This is a genomic window from Paenibacillus sp. FSL R5-0912, assembly GCF_000758605.1.
Lineage (GTDB): Bacteria > Bacillota > Bacilli > Paenibacillales > Paenibacillaceae > Paenibacillus_AQ.
Genome location: NZ_CP009282.1, coordinates 3812753 through 3837405, shown reverse-complemented (window position 1 = coordinate 3837405; position 24653 = coordinate 3812753). Strand labels below are relative to the sequence as shown.

The window sequence follows — 24653 nt, the reverse complement described above, 5'->3', positions numbered from 1 at the left end:
TCATTGTTTGGCATTCTTAGCCATTCTTCGACCGATCAGATCAAATAGGCGTCCGGCCAGTCTTTTGAAGGGCCCCAGCGGAACTTTAACATAATAAGCCGACTCAAACCAGCCGTTGTCCTTGTAATGCCGGTAATCTTTGGACTTGTCATCCAGCATATTATGAATACTGGTCCGGGACAAGCGGAACAGCATCAGTCTAAATAACGTGGGCGCTGGAGGTGACGGACGCATAAGCCCTTTGTGGAATCTGGCGGCGGCCTTGCGGATTTGCTGTGAATTTTTCTCTTGGGCAGCTTGTGTTATCGGCTCCATCGTATGAAGCACACAGCCCGGGGTCACCTGAAAGCCCAGATTCTCTCCCATACTGCTAAGATATTTGACGATACCCTTGCCGCCGTAAATGCCCTGGTTGACGACCGCTGTATAAGTCTTGCCGAAGAACTGCGGCCGATGGAATACATAAGCCAGCCGGTCCAGCAGATTCTTCATCGTTGCCGATACATGGAATGCATAATTCGGAGTGGCCATAATAACACCATCGGAGCGCTCCATCTTCCTGATCAGTACATCCCGGTCATCTTTGAGCGGGCACAATTCTTCGCCTTTACTGAAGCAGACCTTGCAGCCCCGGCAGAACTCTAGCCTGTAATCCTTCAGGAAAATGTACTCAAACTCAATCTCCCCGTATGTCCTTAGCTGAGCTTCAAATTCGCAGACTGCTCTGTACGTCGCATGCTTTTGCTGATTACCAATAATTGCGGTGACTTTCTTCATGACTGTCCCTCCAGAGTAGTGATGAGATCATAATTATATTTTGGACTTGTTTTTGTGAATGAATATATTTATATTCATTCATTTCATATAATAACATAGATATGCTTCGTTGTCTGGCCGGATACAGCTTGATCTTGAACGATTAGTGAAGACCTTCTAAAAAGGCCACAACCGTTATCCGCTTATGACCTCACCCTCCCCGTATAATAAAATCTTGAACAATACCGAGCACATCATCAGACCAGAAGTCAGGGCCGCCATGATCGGCTCCCTCTATTTTGTAGAACTCAACATCCTTACCTTTTTGCTTCAGGTCGTTATACAGCAGCACACTTTGCTCAAAAGGGACCAGACGATCCTTATTGCCATGGATGATTAGGATGGGCGGAATGTCCACTTCCTGCGAAATATGATTCATAATAATGGTTGGTTCCGCCTGCTCCGGATTCACCAGTACACTCAGACCTCCGATCAGCAGGCCTTCGGGAGAATCTGCTCCGGCATGGTCCATCGTTGAGTGTGCCTCATTCATCCGGGTAATATCTGCAGGACCGTAGTAGTCGATGATTCCCTTCACTTCGCAGGAAAATCCGTTGTACACATCCGTATCGAGCGTCTTGTCCTGCGGAGTTATCCCCGTCATCACTGCCGTATGACCGCCGGAGGAGTCTCCCCAAATTACGATTTGCTCCGGATCAATATTAAACTGCCCGGCATTCTTCCGGACGTTCATGCTGTGACGGTAATATCAGATGCATATGCAGGGGCCGGCCGTCTCTCTCGCAATAGGTATGATTGTGCAGCACCTTGCAATAGACCGCGTCAGGATTCATAGGCAGGACTTTCATCCCCACCGCTGTCGCTTCCGATGCAGGGAATGCTTTGTAGCTGAGCTCTCTGGGTTCAATCCGCATCATCTTTTGCCTCCTGTGAAATCAGTTGAGTAAATTTTACCACTTCTATTCATACCTTGTCTTGCGATGCGTTTAGATGCAAAAAAGGAGCTGCGGTAAGATACCGAGCTCCTGTATAGATTCACATCCAAAACCCTCTTGTAAACGCTATAGACCCGTCATAGTCAACGTGTACATTTTGGATTGAAGGATTATGCAGTACACCGGAAACACAATAAAACAGCGGGAGAATTACCATTTGGTCGATAAGCATTTTTTCGGCTTTCGTATAGATTTGCATGCGTATAACAGGATCTGCCGTTTGCCGGGCTTCCTTTAGATAAGCGTCATACCCTTCATCGCTCCAGCCTGTATCATTATCCGGACTCCATGAGGTGAACGGCTCCAGCATAGATGCCGGATCATTGAAATCTGCTCCCCAACCTGCTCTAGCCACCGAGAAATTCTGATTCGCCCGGTTATCCATCAGCTCCGGCCAGCTCTGCACCTCAAGACTTGCCTGAATGCCAAGCTTCTCTTTCCAATCCGAAATGACAGATTCTGCGATGGAATCATGGTTGCCCTCATCATTCATAATAATTGTAAATTCTGGAAGAGTGGTCAATCCTTCTTCACGCAGCCCTTCCTCCAGCAGCACCTTCGCCATTGCAGCGTCTTCTTTTAAGTAGGCTTTGTCGGAGACCTCTGACCTGAAATTCAGCTTCGCTCCATGAATGCTTGGGGGAACAACTCCAAATGCAGGAGTACCATAACGCAGACCTTCGCGGTCAACGGCCATAGCCAATGCCTTACGTATTTTCAGATTCTTGAATGGAGCCTTATTCAGATTGAATTGATAGTAATAATTAGTTGCATAGGGCGCTCCATAAGTAAGCTTGGAGGTTCTGTAATCTAAAGAAGATGAATCCAGAAGCTCTTGTCCTCCGCCTCCAACCCAATCCACCTCTTTATTGACGAAAGCAGCCGTCGGATTTGCTGTTCCGGCTTTTGGCAGAAGCAAGCGTACCTCAGACAGCTTGATTTCTTTGGCCGCATAATAATCCGGATTCTTGCCTAGAACAATTTCTTTATAGGACCACTGCTTCAGCTTAAAGGGACCATTCGTTACCATAGATTTAATATCTGATGCCCATTGGCTGTTGGCTTTTGCGTTCTTCGGGTACACCGGCAGATAGATGCTCTCCGCAAGCAACTGAATGAAATAGGAGGTCTTCTCCTTTAATGTGACCTGAAGAGTGGTTGTATCCAACGCCTTTACGCCGATTTTGGCAGCATCCTTGAGAATTCCCTCGTTGTAGTTCTGCGCATTATTAATCATATACATATTAAAAGCGTAGACATGCTTTGCTTCCGGAGCGAGCGCCCGCTTCCAGGCATACTCGAAGTCCGAGGCCAGCACCTGCTGCCCATTGCTCCATTTCGCATTCGAACGAAGGGTGAAGGTATAGATTAGGCCATCATTCGATAGGGTCCATGATTTTGCGATTGCCGGAACAGCCTGGCCGGCAGCATTCAGGCGGAACAGTCCTTCAAACAACCCCTTAACAACCGTAACTGAACTGTCATCTGCAATTACTGCCGGGTCAAGTACCTCTGGAAGACTTCCCAGACCAATACGCAATACAGTATTAGCTTGTGCAGCAGATGAATTGCCCGTCCCTCCCGTGAGCGTTACACTCAACATTAAACCTATTGCCAAAATGACATGAAGCAACCTTTTCATCAACGTTTCCCCTTTGTAAAGCCATTATGTATTAGGAATAGGATAGCATGGGGGGCAGATATTACGCTGTCGGAATTTATCGAAGATCAATATTAATATTCCATGTAAAATAAGAGGAGCCCGCTTGAGCCCCTCCCCTTACTATCCTGTCTACTGTATCAGCAGCCCAAAGCCGGTCTGGATATAATACAGGCTTGGATAAGCAATATTGCTGGTTGTCAGGTTGTTGAATGTAGCCGAGCCGTTGCCGGTATACGTATAGATCGCAGCTCCCTTATGGGCGCCGGAGAAGCGTGAGGTGGTTACTCCATCGAGTCCTGTGCCGTTAATATTGATGTTGTTGAATACGATATTGGAGAATCCGCCCCCGTATCCGAACTGAATCGCATCACGCTGGGTGTTGATGATATCGATGTTAGTGAACGTTACGTTCTTGATCGGGTCACTCGAAGCTTCGAGGTCAATCGCGCCGCGTTCCCCGTCATACAAGTCACGGCTGGTGCCGCTGTTAATAATCGTGGTATCCGAGAAAAGAATGCCCGTGTTGTTGTTGAAATGCGCACCCGGGAAGGTCGTGTTCAGTCGGATGCCGGAACCGCCTACCGTGTCGATAATGTAGTTATGATCCGCTTTGTGGCCGCTGCCTCCGAAGAAGGCAATCCCGCCGGCACGCCAGTTATTCTCGATTGTATTGTACGAGAAGGTATTATTCACCCCATCCGGAGCACCGAAAGTGTTGCTCGGCCATACGGCCAGACCATCGTCTCCGTTATTGCGCACATTGGTGTTACGGACGGTCGAGTTGCTGGTACCCTGGGAGTAGTTGATGCCGTCAGCCAGGTTGTTGCGGATACGGCTGTTCTCCACTAGCAGATTGTTAGCGAAGATTGCCGGAGTCCGTGCATAATCGCCTACCCACATGCCGCATTCAAAATGCTCAATCCAGACATCATGAATGACTGAATTGTTGCCGAAATTATCCATCATTCCCTTGTAGATGGCATTCTGGTTATAACGTGATCTGAGATTGGAATTCATGTAGACATTGCTGAAATCCAGTTTACCCAGGATGCGGAGCGAGATCCCGCCGCCCGCAGCACTAGGATTGGTGAATTGCAGGTTGGTATGCCAGAAACCAGCCCCTGTAACCGTAAAGTTATTGATCATATTGCTGACGGAGCCAATCACCCACATGCTGCTGAGATTGAAGGTTCCGGCTGGAATATAGAGTGATTTGTTGCCGGCCACGGCTGCTGTAACCGCGCTGTTGAAGGCTGCAAGATCATCCTGGCCGTCACCCGCAACTGCACCGTAATCGGTTACCGATACCGAGTTGGCCGGGCGGGCAATCGCTGCCGGGACAGGCTCGATTTCCAGGAAATCCACACCATATTCCAGACTGTCCCCGTTATTCTTCTGAATACGGATCGTATCACCGGGCTGGAGCGGTGTATCCATCTTCCAGTGTACTTCATCGAAGCGGAACAATGGGCGTCCGGCACCTGGTGCATCACCAGGCTGGTCGCCGGAGAAATATTGCCAGGAGTAATAGGAAGTAAGCGGGATGGTTTTGGCTTTGGTGCCGTTTACGTATACATCCAGCGCTCCGGTAAGACCCATTCCGTCTGCCGAATCCGGCATTGTGAATCGCATTGTGACCCCGGCACCGCCTTGACCTGAACGGACGGTCCACTGGGCATAAGAGCCATTCGAAGGCAGGGCTACGTAACTCTGGCCCGATGCTTCTGAAGCAATCAGCATCTGGTCGAAGTTTGGAGCGGATTTCAGTGTAGCAGATCCGCCACGGGTTGCATCCTGTGTATCATACCGGCTGTATGGGACGCTGGCCCCGCGCAGGGCATATACAACTAGATTAACGGTATTTACATTATTAACCTGCTTGGTCGTTACTTCATTCGCATCTGCAGCAATTGTTGTGGTGACGGTATAATTGCCGTTGACTGCGCTCCATGTTCCCGGGATGGAGACATTCACAGAAGCCCCTGCAGCAATCGCTCCGCTGTAGGAGCCGTTGAATGTCTGTACGGTGGAACCAGCTGAGTTCTTCAATACTACGGTGATTCCATGAGCACCTCCTGCGGAAGCAGTTGTTCCTTGATTCTTGAGATTGACTGCAAAGGATACGCTATTACCTGCTACCGGATTGCCCGGTGTCCAGGATGTCGTACCTACAAGGTCGGAGCTTGATACAGGAGCAACAACAAGTGATGAAGGACTGCTGTAGCTGTTGTTGCTGTCATTCTGTTCAATGATCAGATTAGTCTCATCTACCTTCGCACTGAGCGGGTAGGTGGCAGCTGTTCGGGTACCGGCATTCAATGACACGGTTGCCGAAGCACCCGCTGCCAGAGCTGCTACCGGGGCCGAGCCTGCCAGCTCGTTGTTCAGATAGAAATTAACTGTTGAGGCCGCTGCTGCGGCACTGCCGCTATTCTTCACGATGGCATTCAATGTAATCTCATTCGTTTCAACGGGAGAAGCCGGAGTCCATGACATGCCTGTAATCGTCAGGTCCGGGTTCGGTGCAGGTGTTCCATAGACCTGGAACTCGGCTATCTGTCCCGCAGGGGCACCTGAATTGGAAGCAATATTGATCTGGACACGCTTGACGGTTGCCGTAACGGAAATCGTCACCGTATTTCCGCTGGCTGGGTCGAACGTATACGCCTGAGCGGAGACCAGATTGCTGAAGGTTGACGTGCTCTGATTATGTCCTAGTACTTGAATATTCTGAGTCCGTGTCCCCCATTCCGTGGCCGGGTTCAGCTTCAGTACAATCGAAGTGATGTTATGATTGGCACCGAGATCAAGCGTGAGCGAGCTTGGATTACCGCTTCCTTCCCAGTAAGTAGCCGTATTGTTGTCGTTGGCATTACCGGCAACGAAATTCTGTGTGCTGGAGGATGCGCTGATTGCCTTACCAATGGCGATGTTCCCTCCAGGGGAAGCCGTTGGCGTTGGAACCGGTGTGGCGGTCGGCGTTGGAGATGCCGTCGGAACTGGGGTTGCGGTAGGCGCAGGTGTAGTTGTGGAAGTAGGCGCCACCGTAGCCGTAGGCACCGGTGTTTGTGATGGAGCCGTTGTAGGAGCTGGTGTAGGTGTAGGTGTAGGTGTTGGTGTGGCGGTCACTGCTGCCGCTACAACAATCTGATCCAGATTGACGTTCCCCGTATCACCTGCATCATATTTGTAGGCGATGGTATTACTGCCGGAGTTCAGCGTCAGGAGCTCGGCCTTCGTGCTCCAGGTATCCCAGTTCGCCAGATTAGGCAAGCTGGACTGGCGAATTTTGTTTCCATTAACATAGATGCTGAGGGTCTTATCGCTTCCGCTCGCATTGGCGTACTTCAGCGTAACATTCCGCGAACCCGCTGCGGCTACGTTCACCGTGAAGGTGGTTGACGGTCCTTGGGTCAGATAACCGTCAACAAATCCCGTGCCCGAGTAACCCGCATGATCTGTATTCACTTTCGCCCCGCCGGAGAGTGCGGCAGATTCTGCTTCATAGGTACCTGCTGGAACCGGTGTTGCAGTAGGAGTGACTGCAGGGGTGGCCGTTGGAGTGCTGGCACCGTAAATTTCAAGCTCAGAGAACTGGGCTGCCGGCCATCCGGTGTTCGCGGTTACGAGCAGGCGCACATAACGCGTACTGGTTGCTGCAAAGTTAATCGTAACACTGTTGCCCGCAGCCGATGGATTAAACACATAAGCTGCCGAAGCCACGATATCTGTAAAGGTGGAACCGTTCGTACTCCCTTGTACCGCTAGCGTCTGCGTGCGTGTTTCCCAGCCTGCAGGTATCTTCAGCACGAGCTGATCAATACTGGTGAGTCCACCCAGATCAACCTGAATCCATTGGGGAAAAGCATCATTTGTGCTTTCCCAATAGGTGCTCTGGTTGCTGTCCTTGACGTTGTCAGGCGTATACGTCTGAGATTGGCCGCTGGAAGTGATGGTTTTGTTAAGCGTCAGATTCTGTCCCCCGGCAGCTGATGAATGTGTCAGCGGTCCGGCGGCCATAAACAGAGTTGAGATTAGCAGCGTGGCTACAAGTGACCATAAGACATACTTGTTGCGCATTATATTCCTCCTCATTTCGATTGTGAGAGCGGTTACAACAAATGTAGAACCCATGAGCCAATCTTCTTACAACCTGTCTATGCCACCCTTCTGGTCTAATCTTTTTACGTAACAATCTATAATATCTTCATCGCCTCCCTTCACTTCGCTGCAATACACACTAATTATAAAGATAATGCAGCAAGATCTTTAATAGCTAATTCTACTTAAAAGATAGGCGATTCAATGATCGTGATCAAAAAAAAGCACTTCCGCCAGGGAAGTGCTCAAGGATCATGCCTGCATCATATTAATCACCCGTATATTCGTACCCGTATAATACGAAACCATCGTATTCTACATCAATAGAATAATTGTATTGTTCCAGGATTTCGAGGGGAATAGACACAGAGACACTGCTGCTGCCTGAACCATACCCGTAACCGAAGGAGTCAACAGCAAGCGGCTCGTTGCGGGAATAGAATTTCAGCACAGGGGTTATCCCATGCTGCGCTCCATCTTTATCAATCATATAATCGTACAAAAAAGCACCGCTCCGCACTACAGTATGATGCTCCAGCGACAGTGCCAAAGTTACGTCACCCCGGCTCAGGTAGGCTTTCTCCAGCGTAACGACGGTATCGCCTATCTTGCGGATCTCCTGCTGAATATCAATCACATGCTCTTCATCCTCAGGAATCCACTGCTTCTGGAAACTGATACGGAACGGCTCTGTCAGGCTGAGTATCGACTTGGTGTACTCCCTTCGGGCTGCGATAGTATCCACATCAACAGCTTCCGTTGCATAGCTCTCATAACGCTTTTCTTTGGCAACCTTGCCGGAATAGTCAAGGGCTAGGATCAAAAAGGCTATAAGAAACAGCGCTCTGATGATTCTGTAAACAAGCTTCTTCAAAATCCACCTTCCTTGCGATTACTGGGTGCTTACACCCGAGTATTATAATCCCGGTGGTTTATTCTGGAATGTGACAAAAATCCTCCCTGAATCTTCAAGGAGGATTAGATGACCGACTATTCCATTCTAAGACAATTCTTTGATATACCAGGCATCACAGGCATAATGCTCTGAGCCGGCAAGCGGAGCATCCAGCAGCCCGAAACCGTGTTTGACATAAAAGCGGCCTGCGGCCTGCATGGTCTGCAGCGTCTCCAGATAACATCTGCCGTAATGCTGCCTGGCGAATGCCAGCGCCGTCCCTAATAGATCTGCAGCAACTCCTTGGCCGCGGATGGCGGATGACAGATACATTTTCTGCAGCTCACAGATCCCGTTCTCCTCATCAAAAGGTGCAATTCCGCAGCCGCCAAGCACCTCTCCATCTTCTTCAACAATCCAGTAAGCCCTGTTCGCAGCACTATTGTAATAGGTGTAAAGGTCATGCATGCTGTCATCAGCCCAGGCGAGACCCTCACGGTTGCCCCCGAATTCAATCAGACATTCCCGGATAATCCCTTCAATGGCCGCATTATCTCTTCGCTCTATGTATCTGATATTCATCATTCTGTTAAGCCTCCCGCCATTTTTCCGGGCTATGTCCCGCTATCCTATACACTTTATCATAACAGCAGACTTCCTCCTCCATCAACTCACAAAAAAAGCTACGAAATTAATATGATAGCCCATCCATCCAGAATAAGTGCCGGTACAGATTTCACTCCAACCCGCATGAAAAAACACCGCTTTTGCCATTGTAATTCCTCTTTTCTAGTTTTGTTGTTTCTGACAACTCTTAATTTAGAGAATGGCAGGTGCTTTTTCTATTCAGAATAGGCTATCATTATCATAGTTTCAGCCAATCCAAATCCGGTGGAGAGCTACCTGATCTCTCCTGCGGTTATCCGGTTCCACAAGGAGTATCCGAGAATTCTGCATATTTCAAGGAGTGAGTCTAATGAACAAACTTGTTTTTTTCCTCGGTCCGGGCGGGGCCGGCAAAACAACACTGGCCAAAACCATAGCAGCCCGGCGCCCGGCCTCTGTATTCGATATGGATATTCTGCTGCGTCCGGCAGCTACAGCGATCATGACTATGCGTGGACTGGACCCCGATGACAGGGATTCGGATGAATATAAAAGCTTATGCCGAGACCTGGGGTACCGGATTACGATGGACGCTGCACTGGACAATATCGGACTACAAAGCGATATATTCGTCGTAGGTCCCTTCACCAAAGAAGCGGCCGACCCGGAGTGGATCGTGCGTGAACTGTCGCGCATCGGACGTACACTGGAGGAGGTCGAGGTCAAAGTTGTGATGGTCAGTCTTCCGGATGCGGCAGCGTTCCGTGAACGGCTTGAGGGCAGACAATCCCCTCTGGACGCCTGGAAGTTCGCACACTGGGATGAGTTCAGCGCTTCCCTGGGCAGCCGCACCGTGGCATGGCCGCTTCCGGCTTCGCAGGTGGCACAGATTGATAATTCCCATCCGGACAGGAACGTTGCTGCTGCGGCTGTGGAAGCTTTTATTTACGGAGCAGGTGCAGGGACTGCCTAGTCCCCTTTTATAATTCCATAATAGATTCTGTCATCATATTCTCCGGTTTCCCTGTAATAAAAGCTCTGCCTGAGCGTGCCTTCGTACGTCATTTGCGCCTTACGCAGCACGCCTCCGGAAGCACTATTCCTCCCGCGGTGAAAAGCCTGCAGCCGGTGCAGGCCCGTCTCCGCAAAAGTATATCTAATCACAGCGGACAAAGCTTCACTGGCATATCCCTGCCGCTGGTAAGCTTGTCCGATGCAGTATTCAATATCCGCAATCCGGTGTTCGTGATCTATACTGCAGAAGGCAATTTGCCCGATGCATTCTCCGTCCTCCTGAAGCACTATGGCCCATCTATAAATGTCCTTATTGCCGTAAGCGGCGGTCCAGCGCGTAAGCAGCTCATTCACATCATTAACAGTATCGCAGGCCTGCTCTCCATATTCAGATTGAACTGCCGGATCGCCAATCCAGTTGCCGTACATGCTGGCTGCATCCTGCAATAGGAATGGCCTTAAACTGAGACGCTCCGTAACAATCAGTTGGGTCCCTGTATGTACACATTCTTCACCTTTGCTCTGCATAGGTTATCATCCTCCACATTTCTTGAAAAGCCCCCCAATCAATAATATTAGATTGGGAGGCGGATTTGTGATTAGACGTTATTTCTTGATTGCATGAAGATAATGAATCGTCTCAAAGGCGGTCAAAGCATCACTCCGGTTGCTGAAAAACCTGTCATTGATCTCCGCCGGGGATAAGTGCTCATAAATAAGCAGACCCGCTTGCTCCAGCAGCTGCTCCATTTCATGATAAGCGAAACAGGATTTCATCGGCTCACCGCTGGCGGCAGCCATCTGCACCATCTTTTCCACCCGGCCCGACAGCCCCTTCTCTTCAAAAAGCCGCTCATCCGCATAATCCAGTAGAATAGAACTGCCTGCCGGGAGACCGTTGAACAATTCAGTAATCAGGCTGGCGTTCTCCTCTTTCGTCAGGTAGTAGGATACACCCAGCAGGCTGAAGAAGGTCTTGGCTTGTGGATCAAACCCCCGCCCAATCAGATTGGAAGAAGAGAATTCCCTGGTGAAATCCATAGGTACAAAGTGAAGATTGACCGGAACTTCCAACCCGGCGTCACTGAGCCTCTGCTTCTTGAACTCCTGTGTAGCCGGATAATCCACTTCAAAGATCTCCAGCTGGTCTTTCAATTCAGGATGACGGTAGCCAAAGGTATCAAGTCCGGCTCCAAGGATGACATACTGCTTCAATCCTAAGATCAGCTCATGCAGTAATATGGCCTCACAGTATGCAGCACGCGCGAGCGGTGTCGGGGACAGCTGTACATGTGTAATCCATTTCAGAATGGCGTCCGGATCATCCTGATGTTGATTTGCAATGTCTGTGTTGAAAAAAGGGATGCCCTGCACCATATTCTTGCTGATGTCTGAAAACTCCTGCGGTGAAATCAAGTCTTGGGCCAAATAATCATCAAAAATTTTGGGTGTGTCATATTTACTGTGATAGGCTCGGCCAAACGCTGCTACTTTGGAAGTTAAACTGGACTCTTTCTGCTTCAAACGTATATCCTCCCATAAAAAAAATAAGATTCCCCCGGCCGGGAGAATCTTATTATATACACAAAACATTAATATGTAAATTATAGCATATTTAATATATTTTGTCAAAGATAAATATCCCTAAGAAAAGCACCAGCATCCTTGAAACTGGAGATCACCCCGCTGCCCACACCGGCACATAGAGCCGCCCCTACCGCAGCTTCTTCCATTTGCGCACCAGCTGTTAGCGGTACTCCGAATGCTGCTTCAGCCTTGGCACACAGCACCGGATTACTCCGCAATGCATTACCGGAACCTATGAGGCGGGTGAACCCCTTCGCCCCCTGCTGCTCAAGATCCTTCAGGAAGCCGTATAATTCATCAATCATACCTTGGAGAAAAGCATGGGACAGTCCGGCAGGTGTGAAGTTATCCAGAGTGATTCCCTCGATGCTGCCGCGCTTGCCCGGATCTGCTCTTGTACCCAGAAACTGTGTATTCACCTTTAGTCCGGCGGTCATACCATCTGCTGGCTCTTCCGCAAGCAACTGGGCCAGCAGAGAATAGATATCTGCAGGTGCTTCTCCTGTGTAAGCTGTGATCAGCTGCCGGAAGAAGCCTTCCAGCAGAGCATACGACCTGCCGCCGCTAAGCGCAGCCCCTACCATGAGTACTCCACCGCCCGGATAAGGACGCACCTCCATTGCTGATGGAGCAGGGTTGTATTCAGGAAGCCAGGCCGACAGCTGGCTTCCTGTGCCGATGTTCAGCAGCAATGAATCGGCGGGCTGCGGTACGCTGCCCAGGAAGCTGGCCTGATTGTCACCGAGCGAAGTATACACCGGTATTCCCTGTAGTGTTGTACCGATTGCGGTTCCGGAAGGGACAACCGGCGGCAATATCGTCACATCAATTCCGGCCTGCATAAGCGCAGTGATATCAAAAGCACCTGTCTCCAAGCTGTAGCCCCCGATGCCAGCCGCCTGCGTTGCATCAATTAGAGGTACCACGCTGTTCGCCAGCCTCATCGCGATGTAATCCGCAATCGTGCAGAATCGGACTGCATGCTCAGGCACCAGCTGATGCTGCAAATTATAATAGTGAGTGGCTAGTCCGTAGCCGGGAGCTATACGATATCCGGTTAGCCTGCTAAGCTGCTGCGCATAAGTGAGGCTGTCACCCGCCCTGCAAGGCAGATTTCCTCTGCCATCCTGCCACGTATAGAGCGGGCCCAGAGGATTCCCGCTCTGGTCTATATATACAATCCCGTGCATCTGCCCGGTCAGGCCGATTCCTGCTGCTTCCGGCCCCCTTGACAGCAGGAAACCAAGGATACGTTCAGCCTGCTGCAGAATAATCCCCGGCTCTTGCAGACGTTCCCATTCATGATTCAGGCTGAAGGGTTTACTTACCTGTTCCTCTGTCGTCGAATGCAGGACGGTTCGTGTCTCCAGATCGTAGAGCAATCCGGAAATTGAGGTGGTTCCGATATCCAGTCCGATCATGATCATATACTTCATCCTCTTCCCGTTCATATAGCCTCTATGGTAAGCCTTCATGAAGTACAGCGTCAACCAGGCAGCAAGGAGTGATTATTAACGTAGCATCCGCAGGCGGACTATTTGGTGCCCGGGCAGATGCAGCTTACACCGCCTCCAAGCATGCGGTGGTCGGATCTACCATGACGCATATTAATGAATTCGGGAAGGGACATACCCAGCCGGGGGCGGCTCTCAATCCGCGCACAGGCAAACCGGAGGAAATCGCGCTGCTTGCCCTGTTCCTCGGCTCAGACGAAGCAAGCTTTATTAATGAAGCTGTAGTGACAGCCGATGGCGGATGGACTGCTTATGAATAGTCTGCCCTGCTTCAAAAGAAAGGCCATCTCCCGTTATTCACGGTGGATGGCCTTAATACATACCGTTGTTAGTTGCGTGCATCCTGCACCCTGATATTACTGCCGAACAAAGTAGAATCGCTTGTCAGTTTGTAGGCCGGGTAGCCTTCCTCTGCTTCCAGTCGCATGATCTCATCGAATAGGGATTCCTGCTGCCGGTCACACAGAAAGGTGAAGGGTTCGGTTTGAAATACGATATCCGTCGGGGAAGGACCGCTTACAATCCGGATGACCAGAACGCCATTACAGCCGCAATCCTCCGTATCATAGAACATTTTGAATTGCCCGGGCTGGCCGGCAAGACTCTGCGTAAGACGTTCTTCAGTAAGCGGGTTTAGTTGTATTTGCATCAGATATTTCTCTCCTTTGTAGGGCAAAATGCCTGAGAATTCGATCAGGTGACAAGTATAGTGTGTATTTTGCCTGGACTCCTGTGACAGCAGTCACTTTGGGTTTGACATTAATATAACATATAATCAGGCGTTGACGTGCCCCGGCCGCCGCCGGGTCATGTCAACGCCTGATTAGGGATTATACTATATCTTAGCCGATCTGTGAGCGCACTGCCTTTTCCAGGCTGAGTAGTTCCTCTCTTACCTTAACCACTTCGCCAATAATGATGATGGCAGGATTGCTGATTCTCATCGCCGCTGCCAGTTTGCCAATACTGCCGAGCGTTCCGGTCACCGTCCGTTCGCGCACTGTTGTCCCGTTCTCAATCAGTGCAATAGGTGTCAGCGGATCTTTCCCGTGCTTAAGCAGCTGATCACAAATCTCGCCCAGTTTGCTGACTCCCATATAGATGACAAGAGTGTCCACACTATGGGCAAGTGCATCCCATCGTACCGGAGAGTCCTGATCATGGCAGCGGCTGCCGGTCACGATAGCGAATGAGGCTGCCAAACCGCGATGGGTCAGCGGGATGCCGGCAGAAGCTGCTGCACCGATCGCCGAGGTGATCCCTGGAATTACTTCGTATGGGATTCCTGCAGCGGCGGCTTCCAGCGCTTCCTCCCCGCCCCGTCCGAAGACAAACGGGTCTCCGCCTTTCAGGCGTACCACATGACATCCGGCTGCAGCATAGTTGATCATCAGCTGTTGGGTGGATTCCTGCGGCATCGAGTGAAGTCCGGGTGCTTTGCCGCAGTAGATGCGCAGAACATCGCTTTTGGCATAGCCCAGCAGCTCTTCATTCACCAGGCGGTCATACAGAATCACATCTGCACACTGAATACGCCGCAGTGCCTTGACTGTAATCAGCTCGGGATCACCGGGGCCTGCACCGACAATGGATATGCTGCCCTGCTTCATAGGCTTTTCTCCAGGGCGGCTGTGGCTGAGATTACTGTATCGCGTCCCGGCGTCAATCCGGCTTCAGAAGAGGCTCCGGGTTTGAAACTTTTTTGCGACAGATATAGAAGAATGCCTGTGAACAGCAGGCCTCCGGCGAAATTGCCGATTAGTACGGGAATACCGTTCCAGATCCACCAGTCCGCGAAGCTGACATTCGCGCCAAGCATCATTCCGGCAGGAATAACGAAGAAGTTGACTACCGTATGCTCGAAGCCTTGCCCGAAGAAGGTAAGGATCGGCAGCCACATGGCGAAGATTTTGCCGGATGTGGATTTGGAGGTCATGGCCAGAACCGCACCCAGCGTAACCATCCAGTTGCAGAGTATGGCTTTGATGAAGGCGAGTGTCATCCCCTCTGCCCCCATACTCTTGTAGGCCGTCGTCTTGCCTTCACTGGCCGTAATCAGTGTCTGAATCAGCGGATTCGACATATCCGTCCCCATCTTCGTAATTGTGAGTCCATAGAGAGCTGCGTATACTGCGCATCCAATCAGATGCCCGATAATAACCCAGAAGAAATTACCCAGCATCCGTTTTATTGTTGTCCGCTTCTCCAGCACAGCCAGCGGGACCAGGGCAAAGCTGCCGGTGACGAGTTCAAGCCCAAGTAGAATGATCATCACAAAGCCTACAGGAAACAGAAGTGCACCAACCATCGGGATCTTGGTCTGAGCGGTTGCGGTAAAGGCCAGCGTTGTGGCACAGGCCAGTATGGCACCGCCAAGGCTGCCGCGGACAATCAGCTGCATAATGCCCAGTTCCGCTTTGGTCTTGCCGGCTTCAATCATTGAGGTCAATACTTCACTTGGTTTGACATAGTCCATTAGGAATCCCCCTTATATGCTCGGATGAATTATATCGTTAGGTACAAGCTGCCACTGGTGTGATCAACCTCTACCTCATAGGTTGTCACATGCCCTGTATCAGGTGCCTGCACGTCACCGCTATGGAGATCGATCCGCCAGTCATGGAGCGGACAATGCACCTTCGAACCGCAGACCATCCCTTCGGATAAGACTCCGCCTTTATGCGGGCATTTATTCTCCACCGCCAGCACCTCCCCGCTGCTTAACCGGAACAAGGCAATCTCGGTATTTCCCACCCGTAACTTACGCGAGCCCTTGATGTCAATATCGTTCAAGTTACCAATGAGCATCTTGGTCATTGTCATTTGTAAGCCCCCTTAGACTGTCTCCGGCAAGGAGATCGGTTCGAAATTTTTGCGCAGCTCCGGTGTATTCACAATTTGCTTCCATGGATCGGTGGTGAGACTAAGCGTCTTCTGAATTCTCTCCTGCAGCGCCAATCGTGCCTCGCGGGACTCCAGCGCCTGCTTGATGCTGTCAAGGCCGACACGTTCCACCCACTGGGCAGTCCGTTCATTCCACCCGGCATTTTCACGGTAATATTGCAGGAACGCACTGGCCCACTCCATCACCTCATCATCGGTCTTCACCACGCAGAGCAGCTCCGTGGCCCGGACATGAACGCCGCCGTTGCCGCCGATATGCAGCTCCCAGCCGCCGTCAATGGCTACGACACCGAAGTCCTTAATCGTCGCTTCCGCACAGTTGCGCGGGCAACCGGATACGGCCAGCTTCACTTTGCCCGGTGTGTTCAGCCGTTCAAAGGCCTGTTCCAGCCGGATACCCATTCCAAGGGCATCCTGTGTGCCGAACCGGCAATAGGTGGAGCCGACACAGGTTTTCACTGTCCGCAGTGTCTTGCCGTAGGCATGGCCGGAGGGCATATCCAGCTCTTCCCACATCTTCGGCAGGTCCTCCTTCTTCACCCCAAGCAGATCGAGCCGTTGTCCGCCGGTGAACTTGACCAGCGGTACCTCGAACTTCACCGCAACCTGGGCAATCTTGATCAGTTCTGCCGGAGAGGTGACACCTCCGTAGATTCTCGGCACCACAGAATACGTACCGTCCTTCTGGATATTGGCATGATAGCGCTCATTGGTGAATCTGGATTCGTTCTCATCCAGATATTCCTCAGGCCAGAGCATTCCCAGGTAGTAGTTAAGGGAAGGCCGGCATTTGGCGCAGCCTTCTTCATTGCTCCACTCCAGGACATTCATGACCTCCTTGACAGTCATCAGCTTCATCCGTTTAATTTCGGCGACGATCTCATCCCTCCCGAGCGTGGTGCAGCCGCAGATCCCTTCTTTGACCGTTACGGCATCCTCACCGGCATATAGCTGCAGCAGTCCTTCCACCAGCGGCTTGCAGCCGCCACAGGAAGCCGAAGCTTTGGTGCAGGCTTTGATCTGCCCAACACTGGTACAGCCGCCGGAGGTAATCGCATCGGCAATCGCCCCTTTCGAGACTCCATTGCAGCCGCAGATGATCTCATCATCTGCCATTCCTTCAAGCCGGTTCCCTTTAGGTGCCAGCGCATCAGCAGATATTCCGAGCAGCAGCTCTTTTTCTCTCCCCTTAATATTCTCGCCCTTCTTAATCATCGAGAACAGCTGCGCTCCGTCACCTGTATCACCGAACAGCACGGCTCCAATCAGTTTGTCGCCGTGAAGGACCAGCTTCTTATACACACCGTCGGTCTCATCCTGGAACCGCAGCGCCTTGGTGCCGGGCTGTTCGGTGAATTGTCCTGCCGAGAACACATCGACGCCGGATACCTTCAGCTTGGTAGAGGTAACCGAACCGGCGTAGCCTTCTGTTGGTACACCTGCCAGCCTTTTAGCCAGGACGGCTCCCTGTTCATATAGCGGGGCGACAAGCCCGTAGGCAATACCCCGGTGTTCCGCGCACTCCCCGACGGCATAGATGCCGGGCAGGCTGCTCTCCATATAATCGTTCACAATAATCCCGCGGTTGACTTCAATCCCGCTGCTGCGGGCAAGCTCTACATTCGGCTTGATGCCGACAGCCATCACAATCAGATCCGCGTCTTCTATGCTGCCATCTGCGAACAAAAGGCCCTTGACCCGCTTTTTGCCAAGAACTGCTTCGGACTGCTTCTTCAGCAGGAACTTCATTCCCTGGCCTTCCAGTTCCTTGCGCAGCATTACGGAGGCGGACTCGTCCAGCTGGCGCTCCATAATATATTCATGGATGTGGACTACCGATACCTCCATCCCCAGATGCAGCAGCCCTCTTGCCGCCTCCAGTCCGAGCAGACCGCCGCCGATCACCAGCGCTTTGCCATATTTTTGCGATACCTCCTGCATGATTTGTGTATCCTTGATGTCCCGGAAGGCAATAACGCCCTCCTTATCTGCACCCGGGATCGGCAGCATGAAGGGGTTGGAGCCGGTTGCCAGAATCAGCTCATCATAACTGGCAGTAATTCCTTTATCCGTATGGACTTTGCGCTCTACAGGATCAATGGAGGTTACGGTGTGTCCTGTATACAGCTGAATATTGAAGCTCCGGTACCACTCCAGATCGTTGATTACGATCTCTTCAAGGCTTGCACCGCCTGCAAGAACAGAAGACAACATGATCCGGTTATAATTCGGATGCGGCTCCGAACCAAAGATTGTAATGTCATAAGCCTCCGGCGCTAATTTGAGCAGATGCTCAATCACCCGTACCCCCGCCATCCCGTTGCCGACTAGTATCAGTTTTTTGCGAATTGCTGACATGTCTCTCTCTCCTCTCCAGGTAAACAACAGAAATAGCCCGCTTCACTCCGCCCGGAAACATACTTCTTCCCTTGCGATTTAAGTGAAAGCAGGCGCCATTGCCGCTTCAACCGAATACATCGTTGTATTCGAAGAATTGATGAATTTGTTAAAACGACTATACTACAGCCATCCTGATTACGTCAATAATTATGACATATAAAATTTTATTATTTTAATTCATCGACAAAATTACCTAAACTGTGTTATATAATATTACATCATCTTTATTCCGACTGTACTTGTTCTCCACTGATGTGCAGACTTAACCCCTTATTATATGTAAAAGGAGCGTCGTCAACTATGCATTCCCTGTTAGTTATAGATCCGGGCAGAACAGAGAATTCCGCAGAAGAACGCTCCTCACCAAGTCCTGACAGTATTCTCAGTTCCTGCGGTTATGTAACCGGGACGGCTGCTTCGGAAGATCAGGTCTTTCCGCTGATCAGTGATACGGATGCCTTCATTCTCCATCTCCCCGTTACTGAGATCAGTTATTGGAGAAGTATTCTGGTTCAGCACAAGGTTGCCCCGGTACTCTGGTGGTGTACCCCGCGAACCGCAACGTTATCCGTCTCTGCCTGTGGAGATGATATTATGGTGGATGGAATATTGTCTCCGGCGATGCAGCCTCAGGAGATCCACTGGATCCTCCACTTCAGCTCCAGACAATGCTTCGAGCGCCAGCAATGGCTCAAGGAACGGGAACAGCTGTTATCCCGGCTTGAGGAGCGTAAATGGATCGACATGGCCAAAGGTATTCTCTCCAAAGCCAGGAACATCAGCGAATCCGAAGCTTACGACCTGCTGCGCAAGCAGGCCATGAATGAACGGAAACGGATGGTCGATGTCGCTACTTCCATTGTCAAGGTGTACCAGATGCTGCAGGATCAAACTTAAGGAGACTTCCATATGATTAATATTCTGAAAGAAGTGGCCCGCGGCAAGCGCGGTGCCAAGGATTTAAGCTACGGGGAAGCGGAATATGCGGCGGAAGCCATTCTCGGACAGACTGCTTCTCCGGTGCAGATTGGCGCGTTCCTGATCGCCGAACGCATGAAGCTGGAGAGCCTGGAAGAGCTGGAAGCCTTCGTCGCGGTCTGCCGCAAATATGCCTCACGGGAACCTGTCCAACAGGGGATCGATTGTGCCGGCCCCTATGACGGCAGGGTTCATTCTTTCATCGCCACATTCCCGGCAGCCTTCCTTCTGTCTGCCGCCGGTCTGCCGGTTACCCTGCATGGCTCCGCAGGCTTGCCTCCGAAGTGGGGAATTACGCTGCAGGATATCATTCAAGCATCCGGAATTGATATTGCCGGTCTGAGCCGCAGTGCCGCCATTGAGGCGGCGGAGGCCAGCGGTGTGCTGTTCGCAAATTCTGAGCAGTGGTGCCCGCCGCTGGGTGCATTGCGCGGCCTGCGTGAAGACATTGGGCTGCGCACGATTTTCAACACAGCCGAGAAGCTGATTGATTATTCCTGTTCACCTTATATCGTCTTCGGCATTTTTCATAATACGGTATTCGACCGGATCTCCCGGCTGATTGTGAAGCTCGGTTATCAGCGGGGATTGGTTGTTCAAGGCGTGGAAGGCTCAGAGGATCTGTATATCGACCGGCCGAACCGCGTATACCGCATTCAGAATGGAGCGGCGGAGCTGGATATTATTGATCCGGAGTCGCTCGGACTGGACGTGCCCGTTCCGGAGTTCAGTTGGACAGCCGAAAGACAGCTGCGTACCGCCGAGGAAGTGCTGCAGGGCGGCGGACATCTGGCATTCTACAATCAGACACTGCTCAATGGCGCAGCCCGACTCCATGCCGCCGGCAGGGTCAACTCTATTGAGGAAGGCGTCTATACCTGCAAGCATCTGCTGGATAACGGTCAGGCCTGGAATACGTATGCGAAATGGAAAAGCACGATGTTAGCAAGCAGGGCAGCCTCCCTTGGGCAGGTGTAGCCTCTTTGCAGGCGTATAAAGGGGCGGCAGACCGTATTTGCGGTCTGCTTTTTGCGCGCGGTTAAGCACCGGGCTGCTGCCTGGTGTTGCTTTCCTTTGCGGGAGTACTGGCGATCAGGCACTTTTTCTGCGGGAGCATACCGGGTTCTACACAACTAACACACTATTATGAGGACTGAGATTCCGTTATTTCAGCAGTTTTGGCGAAATCGCTTGACAAGCGGACTCAGATTCCGTTAAGTGTCCGAAACACGCTCATTTTTTGTCCGAATGTACAGGATAACGGAATGTCAGTCCGCGTACGCTGCAATAGAGCTTTTTACATGAAATAGAGGAATATCAGTCCGCTTCTTCACTTAGTCGAACAGTTCCAGTACCACAAGCATCTCCAGTACCACAAGCACCTCCAACACACCAGTATTTCCAATTCCCCAACTCCACCAGTACGCTACCAGCACTACCAGCTCCACCAGTACCTTCATCCCCACCAGTACCCGTTCTTAGCAAGCCCTCACATATCAGCATCTCTCCTGTAACGGCAGCTTACCCGTCCCTATAAGGAAAGCATCTTTTCAGCAAGGAATAGAAGGATAAATTTATGGTGGATGCCAATAAATTCTTGTATATTGAAAAAAAAGCACGCAGTCCGTATTTGAACGGTGCGCGCCTCACATTTAATCCGTATGCAGCGCATTGCGGCGCTCGATGGCTCCGGCGGATTCTTTAGAATCGCTTTTGCCTCCTAATTTGAACACCAGAATTCCCCCGACGATGATGAGCACACCGATCAGCTGATTGAACGAGAACGGAACCTTCTCCAGGCCCAGCCAGCCCAAGGAATCCCAGAGTAAGGCGAAGCCGAGCTGAGCGGTCAGGACAATGGAGATGGCATAAGTTGCGCCAAGAATTCGGGTGGCCTGGACCAGACAGATGACGACACCCACACCGATCATACCGCTGAACCAGTACCAGGGCTGCATATGCTGCAGCGTGAACATGTTCTTCCCTTCCATAATCAGCCCCATAATCAGTGAAGCTGCGAATCCCATGCCCAGCACCAGTGTGGTGGTTGTCCAGGAGCCTGTATGCTCATTGACCTTGGCATTGAAAATATTCTGAAGACTAACCAGTGCACCCGCGATTAGCGCGAGTAATATTCCTGCTAACATATCTGTTGCTCCCTTATATACTAATTTGTATTGCCTTGTTGCCTGCTGGATATATTCTACATTGCTTGACCTAATCATCAGAACTTCAGCACGACCACACCCAGGATCATCATCCCGATCCCGATAAACTGCGGCAGCTTCATCTTCTGCTTGGCTACCCCGAACCAGCCCTTGATGTCGATGACAAAAGTCAGGCACAGCTGGGCAATCAGCAAAGCGGAGATGGTTAAGGTGACACCGATGCTCTGAATCGCCGTAACCTCACTGAAAATAACGAATGCGGCAAATCCGCCACCGATCAGATACAACGGATTAACCTTGCGGAAGCCGTGTTTCTTCCCGTCCCGTACGATCAGCGCAATGACCAGCGCCATCAGGAATCCGGTGAACTGTGTGATCGTTGCTGCCTGCCATGTACCAATATCCTGGCTGATTCTTGCATTCGCTACCCCTTGCAGCGTAATGCATGCCCCGCCTATAAATGCGAAAATTATCCCCTTCATCTGTCTCTCTCCTCTATATACTGTCTGCTTTAATTAAAAGCCAGTTTGCCGGATTCGGGAAGGACATATGTCCTGAGTTGTAAAAAGTGTCTGCGAACAGCTGCCCGAAAGCGGCCGGTAAAGAGATAAAAAGCCCATTCCAAACCGGATTTCCGGCTCGAAACGGGCTTATAACTGTATGGTTTAGGAGAGTAGCTTCATTTCCCGCAGCTTGTCCATAATCAACACACTGACAGCTGATACACGGGCTTTATCCTCATAGGTTAACCAGGCCAATTCCTCGATTTCGGAAGCCGGACTCAGTTCACCCGTGAAATCTGCCGTGAGGCAGGTCATCCGGACTGAAATGCCCTCTGCTTTGCCATGCGCTGGAGCTTCAAAGCTTCCGAATTCCGCAATAGTCTCCGGTATGATCTGAACAGATAATTCCTCAAGGATCTCCCGGATCAATGTCTGTGCATCACTCTCACCATGCTCCCGTTTGCCTCCCGGGAAATAATAAGTGTCCTTTCCTTTGGAACGCGCACCAAGCACCTTGCCGTCCACAATATATATCCAGGCAATTTTATCAATTACTTCTGTCATTGTCCGTCTGCACCTTTCTTCATCGAACTTTAATATGCATTTGCTGCTCCGCTTCATCCCAGGGTACCGGATACGCCTGGCCTTTGGCGCAGAAGATCGAGGTAGAGGAGTAAGCCGGATCGGCATTTTTATTATAATTCCGCTGCTGAATTACTGTCCCGGTCTGATGGCACGGCTGATAACCCGCGACTCTAAGCGACAGCGAACCCTTGCCCTGGGTCATGGAAGCCAGTCTCACCCCATAATTCATGAAGCTTGCCACTGGAACCGTACCGGTAATGACAGCGTTGGACTCCGTAATCTCAGGTGGGCTGAAGCTGCCGCTGGCCTGCTGGATATCACTCATTACTTTGCCCACGTAGTCTGAATCTATCCGGAGCTTCAGGTCATAGACTGGCTCCAGCAGCAGATTCACGGCCTGCTCCAGCCCCTGGCGTAAGGCACGGTAAGCCGCTTCACGGAAATCTCCACCGTTCGTATGCTTATTATGTGCTCTGCCGCTAAGCAGGGTGATCTTCAGGTCGGTCAGCGGTGAACCGGTCAGCAGGCCGTGATGGCCGCTCTCCAGCAAATGCTGCTCAATCTGATGCTGATAGCCCACGGCCAGATCATCCGGATGACAATTGTTAATGTAGGTAATACCGCTGCCGCGTTCCCCAGCCTCCAGCTTCAGATGAACCTCGGCGTAGTGGCCCAGCGGTTCGAAATGTCCGTAGCCATAGACGGTGCCAGTGATCGTCTCCTTGTAGAGAATCTCCGGCGGACCAAAAGTGATCCGGATCTGAAACCGTTCAGCCATGATCTGCTCCAGAATCTCCAGCTGAATTCCTCCCATCACATGGATATGCAGCTCCTGCAGCTCTTCATCCCAGCTTACATTGAGCGAAGGATCTTCCGCACCCAACTGTCCAAAGGCATTCATCAGTTCTTTCAGGTGTACCGGCGGCTCAAAAAGGACTTTGGATTTCAGCGTAGGTATCAGGCCGCTTTCCTGTGAGTCCATCAGTTCACCAACGCCCTCACCGGGCAGGGCCTCAGTAAGCCCTACAACCGCGAACAGTTCCCCTGCGGCAGCCCAATCGGCGGAAATATATTTGGTGCTATTATATTTCCGGATTCCGGTGACCCGCGCCGATAAACGTTCCGGTCCATGTCCGTACATTATGCTGTCCCTATTCTTCAGAACTCCCTGTAGAGCCTTGATGTAGGTGATACGCGTGCCTTTTTCGTCGTGGCGGATCTTGTAGACTCTCCCCGCAAAAGGCAGCTCATGATCGTACTCCGTGAAGGTTAACGCGTTAAGAACCTCCAGGAACCCGTCCACCCCTTGATCAAGCAATGCAGAGCCCTGCATACACGGAAATATCTCTCCGCGCTTCAACATGTCTGGCAGAGCACTATGGAAGACGTTGTCAGACAGTGTTCCTTCCAGATACACTTCCAACAGCTCGTCATCACGCTCGGCTATAAATGCTCTCTGCTCATCAGTCAACGCTTCCCCCGGCTGCTGCGACAGCAGGAAGGCATTGCCGCTGAGCTGCTGCCGGATCTCTTCGAGTACACGCTGCGTATCCGCACCAGCACGGTCGGTTTTGTTAATGAAGAACAGGGTGGGAATGTTATGCTGGCGCAGCAGCTGCCATACGGTTTCCGTATGACTCTCCACGCCTTCCACCGCACTGAGGATGACCACCGCATAATCCAGCACCTGCAGACAGCGCTCCATCTCTGGAGAGAAATCAACATGGCCCGGAGTATCCAGCAGGAAATACCGCGAATCCTTATACACAAATTCCGCCTGATCGGCAAAAACAGTGATTCCGCGCGCTTTTTCAATCTCGTGGGTATCCATGAAGGTATCCTGATGATCCACTCTGCCACGGCTGCGGATCGCTTCGGTATGGTAGAGCAGCTGCTCAGCGAAGGTCGTCTTGCCGGCATCTACATGTGCGAGCAGTCCGACAGTTATATTATTCATACGGTG

The 24653-nt window shown here is 51.2% G+C and carries 23 protein-coding genes and 1 pseudogene; 4 read left to right on the top strand and 20 right to left on the bottom strand.

The annotated features are described in order from the left end of the window. The 7 genes from R50912_RS16275 to R50912_RS16245 all read right to left on the bottom strand — a co-directional run bounded on the left by R50912_RS16275 (position 1) and on the right by R50912_RS16245 (position 9016). Positions 1–777, bottom strand: a complete 777-nt coding sequence (locus tag R50912_RS16275; RefSeq protein ID WP_042236369.1) for a flavodoxin family protein — start codon at positions 775–777, stop codon at positions 1–3. Positions 778–967: 190 nt separating this feature from the next. Further along, positions 968–1510 carry an alpha/beta hydrolase gene (locus R50912_RS16270; protein WP_081956527.1) on the bottom strand — a complete coding sequence of 181 codons (543 nt, stop codon included), beginning with the start codon at positions 1508–1510 and terminating at the stop codon, positions 968–970. Further along, a complete protein-coding gene (locus tag R50912_RS16265; RefSeq protein WP_042236367.1) occupies positions 1479–1694 on the bottom strand; it encodes a hypothetical protein in 216 nt (71 codons plus the stop codon). Before R50912_RS16265 ends, R50912_RS16270 begins: the two co-directional genes overlap by 32 nt. A gap of 118 nt (positions 1695–1812) precedes the next feature. Next, a complete protein-coding gene (locus R50912_RS16260; protein WP_042236365.1) occupies positions 1813–3414 on the bottom strand; it encodes a peptide ABC transporter substrate-binding protein in 1602 nt (533 codons plus the stop codon). A 150-nt stretch (positions 3415–3564) separates the two neighbouring features. Next, positions 3565–7515, bottom strand: coding sequence for a discoidin domain-containing protein (locus R50912_RS16255; protein ID WP_042236363.1), 3951 nt, complete (start codon positions 7513–7515; stop codon positions 3565–3567). 289 nt (positions 7516–7804) lie between these two features. Then, the gene (locus R50912_RS16250; RefSeq protein WP_042236361.1) at positions 7805–8410 is read right to left on the bottom strand and encodes a hypothetical protein; all 606 of its coding nucleotides are present in this window, start codon (positions 8408–8410) and stop codon (positions 7805–7807) included. A 126-nt stretch (positions 8411–8536) separates the two neighbouring features. Next, entirely contained in the window at positions 8537–9016 is a 480-nt protein-coding gene (locus tag R50912_RS16245; protein ID WP_231637868.1) for a GNAT family N-acetyltransferase, read from the bottom strand. Between the two features lie 391 nt (positions 9017–9407). Here R50912_RS16245 and R50912_RS16240 point away from each other — a divergent pair, with 391 nt between their 5' ends. Continuing rightward, entirely contained in the window at positions 9408–10010 is a 603-nt protein-coding gene (locus R50912_RS16240; protein ID WP_042236359.1) for a P-loop nucleotide/nucleoside kinase family protein, read from the top strand. Here R50912_RS16240 and R50912_RS16235 read toward each other — a convergent pair. From R50912_RS16235 to R50912_RS16225, 3 genes are all read right to left on the bottom strand, one after another. Further along, positions 10007–10579 carry a GNAT family N-acetyltransferase gene (locus R50912_RS16235; protein ID WP_042236357.1) on the bottom strand — a complete coding sequence of 191 codons (573 nt, stop codon included), beginning with the start codon at positions 10577–10579 and terminating at the stop codon, positions 10007–10009. The genes R50912_RS16240 and R50912_RS16235 overlap by 4 nt on opposite strands. 78 nt (positions 10580–10657) lie before the next feature. Further along, on the bottom strand, positions 10658–11575 hold the full coding sequence (locus R50912_RS16230) for a class I SAM-dependent methyltransferase (protein WP_042236356.1): 918 nt from the start codon (positions 11573–11575) through the stop codon (positions 10658–10660). A 104-nt stretch (positions 11576–11679) separates the two neighbouring features. Beyond that, a complete protein-coding gene (locus R50912_RS16225; RefSeq protein WP_042236354.1) occupies positions 11680–13065 on the bottom strand; it encodes a sedoheptulokinase in 1386 nt (461 codons plus the stop codon). A 74-nt stretch (positions 13066–13139) separates the two neighbouring features. On the opposite strand from R50912_RS16225, the pseudogene R50912_RS16220 reads away from it, so the two are divergent. Then, positions 13140–13412 (top strand): annotated as a pseudogene (locus R50912_RS16220) (SDR family oxidoreductase); the annotation flags it as partial. Positions 13413–13480: 68 nt separating this feature from the next. On the opposite strand, the gene R50912_RS16215 reads toward R50912_RS16220, so the two are convergent. The 5 genes from R50912_RS16215 to nirB form a co-directional block, all read right to left on the bottom strand. After that, positions 13481–13801, bottom strand: coding sequence for an iron-sulfur cluster biosynthesis family protein (locus R50912_RS16215; RefSeq protein ID WP_042236352.1), 321 nt, complete (start codon positions 13799–13801; stop codon positions 13481–13483). A 193-nt stretch (positions 13802–13994) separates the two neighbouring features. Further along, a complete protein-coding gene (gene cobA / locus R50912_RS16210; RefSeq protein WP_042236351.1) occupies positions 13995–14762 on the bottom strand; it encodes a uroporphyrinogen-III C-methyltransferase in 768 nt (255 codons plus the stop codon). Continuing rightward, positions 14759–15628, bottom strand: coding sequence for a formate/nitrite transporter family protein (locus R50912_RS16205; RefSeq protein WP_042236349.1), 870 nt, complete (start codon positions 15626–15628; stop codon positions 14759–14761). The genes cobA and R50912_RS16205 overlap by 4 nt, the downstream gene beginning before the upstream one ends. Before the next feature lie 29 nt (positions 15629–15657). Further along, a complete protein-coding gene (nirD, locus tag R50912_RS16200) occupies positions 15658–15969 on the bottom strand; it encodes a nitrite reductase small subunit NirD (RefSeq protein ID WP_039291804.1) in 312 nt (103 codons plus the stop codon). Between the two features lie 18 nt (positions 15970–15987). Further along, entirely contained in the window at positions 15988–18414 is a 2427-nt protein-coding gene (nirB, locus tag R50912_RS16195) for a nitrite reductase large subunit NirB (protein WP_042236348.1), read from the bottom strand. A gap of 342 nt (positions 18415–18756) precedes the next feature. Here nirB and R50912_RS16190 point away from each other — a divergent pair, with 342 nt between their 5' ends. Both R50912_RS16190 and R50912_RS16185 read left to right on the top strand, forming a co-directional pair. Then, positions 18757–19353: an ANTAR domain-containing response regulator gene (locus R50912_RS16190; protein ID WP_042236346.1), complete on the top strand. Its 597-nt coding sequence runs from the start codon at positions 18757–18759 to the stop codon at positions 19351–19353. Between the two features lie 12 nt (positions 19354–19365). Further along, positions 19366–20412: an anthranilate phosphoribosyltransferase gene (locus R50912_RS16185; RefSeq protein WP_042236344.1), complete on the top strand. Its 1047-nt coding sequence runs from the start codon at positions 19366–19368 to the stop codon at positions 20410–20412. A gap of 356 nt (positions 20413–20768) precedes the next feature. Here the strand turns inward: R50912_RS16185 and R50912_RS36220 are convergent, their stop codons facing one another. From R50912_RS36220 to R50912_RS16165, 5 genes are all read right to left on the bottom strand, one after another. Then, the gene (locus R50912_RS36220; RefSeq protein WP_269322104.1) at positions 20769–20900 is read right to left on the bottom strand and encodes a hypothetical protein; all 132 of its coding nucleotides are present in this window, start codon (positions 20898–20900) and stop codon (positions 20769–20771) included. 186 nt (positions 20901–21086) lie between these two features. Continuing rightward, on the bottom strand, positions 21087–21581 hold the full coding sequence (locus R50912_RS16180; protein ID WP_042236342.1) for a DMT family transporter: 495 nt from the start codon (positions 21579–21581) through the stop codon (positions 21087–21089). A 77-nt stretch (positions 21582–21658) separates the two neighbouring features. Next, positions 21659–22084: a DMT family transporter gene (locus tag R50912_RS16175; RefSeq protein WP_039291582.1), complete on the bottom strand. Its 426-nt coding sequence runs from the start codon at positions 22082–22084 to the stop codon at positions 21659–21661. A gap of 183 nt (positions 22085–22267) precedes the next feature. Next, positions 22268–22669 (bottom strand): NUDIX hydrolase, encoded by a 402-nt coding sequence (locus tag R50912_RS16170; RefSeq protein ID WP_042236340.1) that lies wholly within the window; start codon positions 22667–22669, stop codon positions 22268–22270. A gap of 19 nt (positions 22670–22688) precedes the next feature. Continuing rightward, positions 22689–24647 carry an elongation factor G gene (locus tag R50912_RS16165; protein ID WP_042236339.1) on the bottom strand — a complete coding sequence of 653 codons (1959 nt, stop codon included), beginning with the start codon at positions 24645–24647 and terminating at the stop codon, positions 22689–22691. Positions 24648–24653: the final 6 nt, after the last annotated feature.

What these genes read in the sequence shown, in the direction of transcription:
- R50912_RS16275 (WP_042236369.1), bottom strand. Translation starts at nt 777, where the DNA reads ATGAAGAAAGTCACCGCAATTATTGGTAATCAGCAAAAGCATGCGACG.
- R50912_RS16270 (WP_081956527.1), bottom strand. Translation starts at nt 1,510, where the DNA reads ATGAACGTCCGGAAGAATGCCGGGCAGTTTAATATTGATCCGGAGCAA.
- R50912_RS16265 (WP_042236367.1), bottom strand. Translation starts at nt 1,694, where the DNA reads ATGATGCGGATTGAACCCAGAGAGCTCAGCTACAAAGCATTCCCTGCA.
- R50912_RS16260 (WP_042236365.1), bottom strand. Translation starts at nt 3,414, where the DNA reads ATGAAAAGGTTGCTTCATGTCATTTTGGCAATAGGTTTAATGTTGAGT.
- R50912_RS16255 (WP_042236363.1), bottom strand. Translation starts at nt 7,515, where the DNA reads ATGCGCAACAAGTATGTCTTATGGTCACTTGTAGCCACGCTGCTAATC.
- R50912_RS16245 (WP_231637868.1), bottom strand. Translation starts at nt 9,016, where the DNA reads ATGATGAATATCAGATACATAGAGCGAAGAGATAATGCGGCCATTGAA.
- R50912_RS16240 (WP_042236359.1), top strand. Translation starts at nt 9,408, where the DNA reads ATGAACAAACTTGTTTTTTTCCTCGGTCCGGGCGGGGCCGGCAAAACA.
- R50912_RS16235 (WP_042236357.1), bottom strand. Translation starts at nt 10,579, where the DNA reads ATGCAGAGCAAAGGTGAAGAATGTGTACATACAGGGACCCAACTGATT.
- R50912_RS16225 (WP_042236354.1), bottom strand. Translation starts at nt 13,065, where the DNA reads ATGATCATGATCGGACTGGATATCGGAACCACCTCAATTTCCGGATTG.
- R50912_RS16215 (WP_042236352.1), bottom strand. Translation starts at nt 13,801, where the DNA reads ATGCAAATACAACTAAACCCGCTTACTGAAGAACGTCTTACGCAGAGT.
- cobA (WP_042236351.1), bottom strand. Translation starts at nt 14,762, where the DNA reads ATGAAGCAGGGCAGCATATCCATTGTCGGTGCAGGCCCCGGTGATCCC.
- R50912_RS16205 (WP_042236349.1), bottom strand. Translation starts at nt 15,628, where the DNA reads ATGGACTATGTCAAACCAAGTGAAGTATTGACCTCAATGATTGAAGCC.
- nirD (WP_039291804.1), bottom strand. Translation starts at nt 15,969, where the DNA reads ATGACCAAGATGCTCATTGGTAACTTGAACGATATTGACATCAAGGGC.
- nirB (WP_042236348.1), bottom strand. Translation starts at nt 18,414, where the DNA reads ATGTCAGCAATTCGCAAAAAACTGATACTAGTCGGCAACGGGATGGCG.
- R50912_RS16190 (WP_042236346.1), top strand. Translation starts at nt 18,757, where the DNA reads ATGCATTCCCTGTTAGTTATAGATCCGGGCAGAACAGAGAATTCCGCA.
- R50912_RS16185 (WP_042236344.1), top strand. Translation starts at nt 19,366, where the DNA reads ATGATTAATATTCTGAAAGAAGTGGCCCGCGGCAAGCGCGGTGCCAAG.
- R50912_RS16180 (WP_042236342.1), bottom strand. Translation starts at nt 21,581, where the DNA reads ATGTTAGCAGGAATATTACTCGCGCTAATCGCGGGTGCACTGGTTAGT.
- R50912_RS16175 (WP_039291582.1), bottom strand. Translation starts at nt 22,084, where the DNA reads ATGAAGGGGATAATTTTCGCATTTATAGGCGGGGCATGCATTACGCTG.
- R50912_RS16170 (WP_042236340.1), bottom strand. Translation starts at nt 22,669, where the DNA reads ATGACAGAAGTAATTGATAAAATTGCCTGGATATATATTGTGGACGGC.
- R50912_RS16165 (WP_042236339.1), bottom strand. Translation starts at nt 24,647, where the DNA reads ATGAATAATATAACTGTCGGACTGCTCGCACATGTAGATGCCGGCAAG.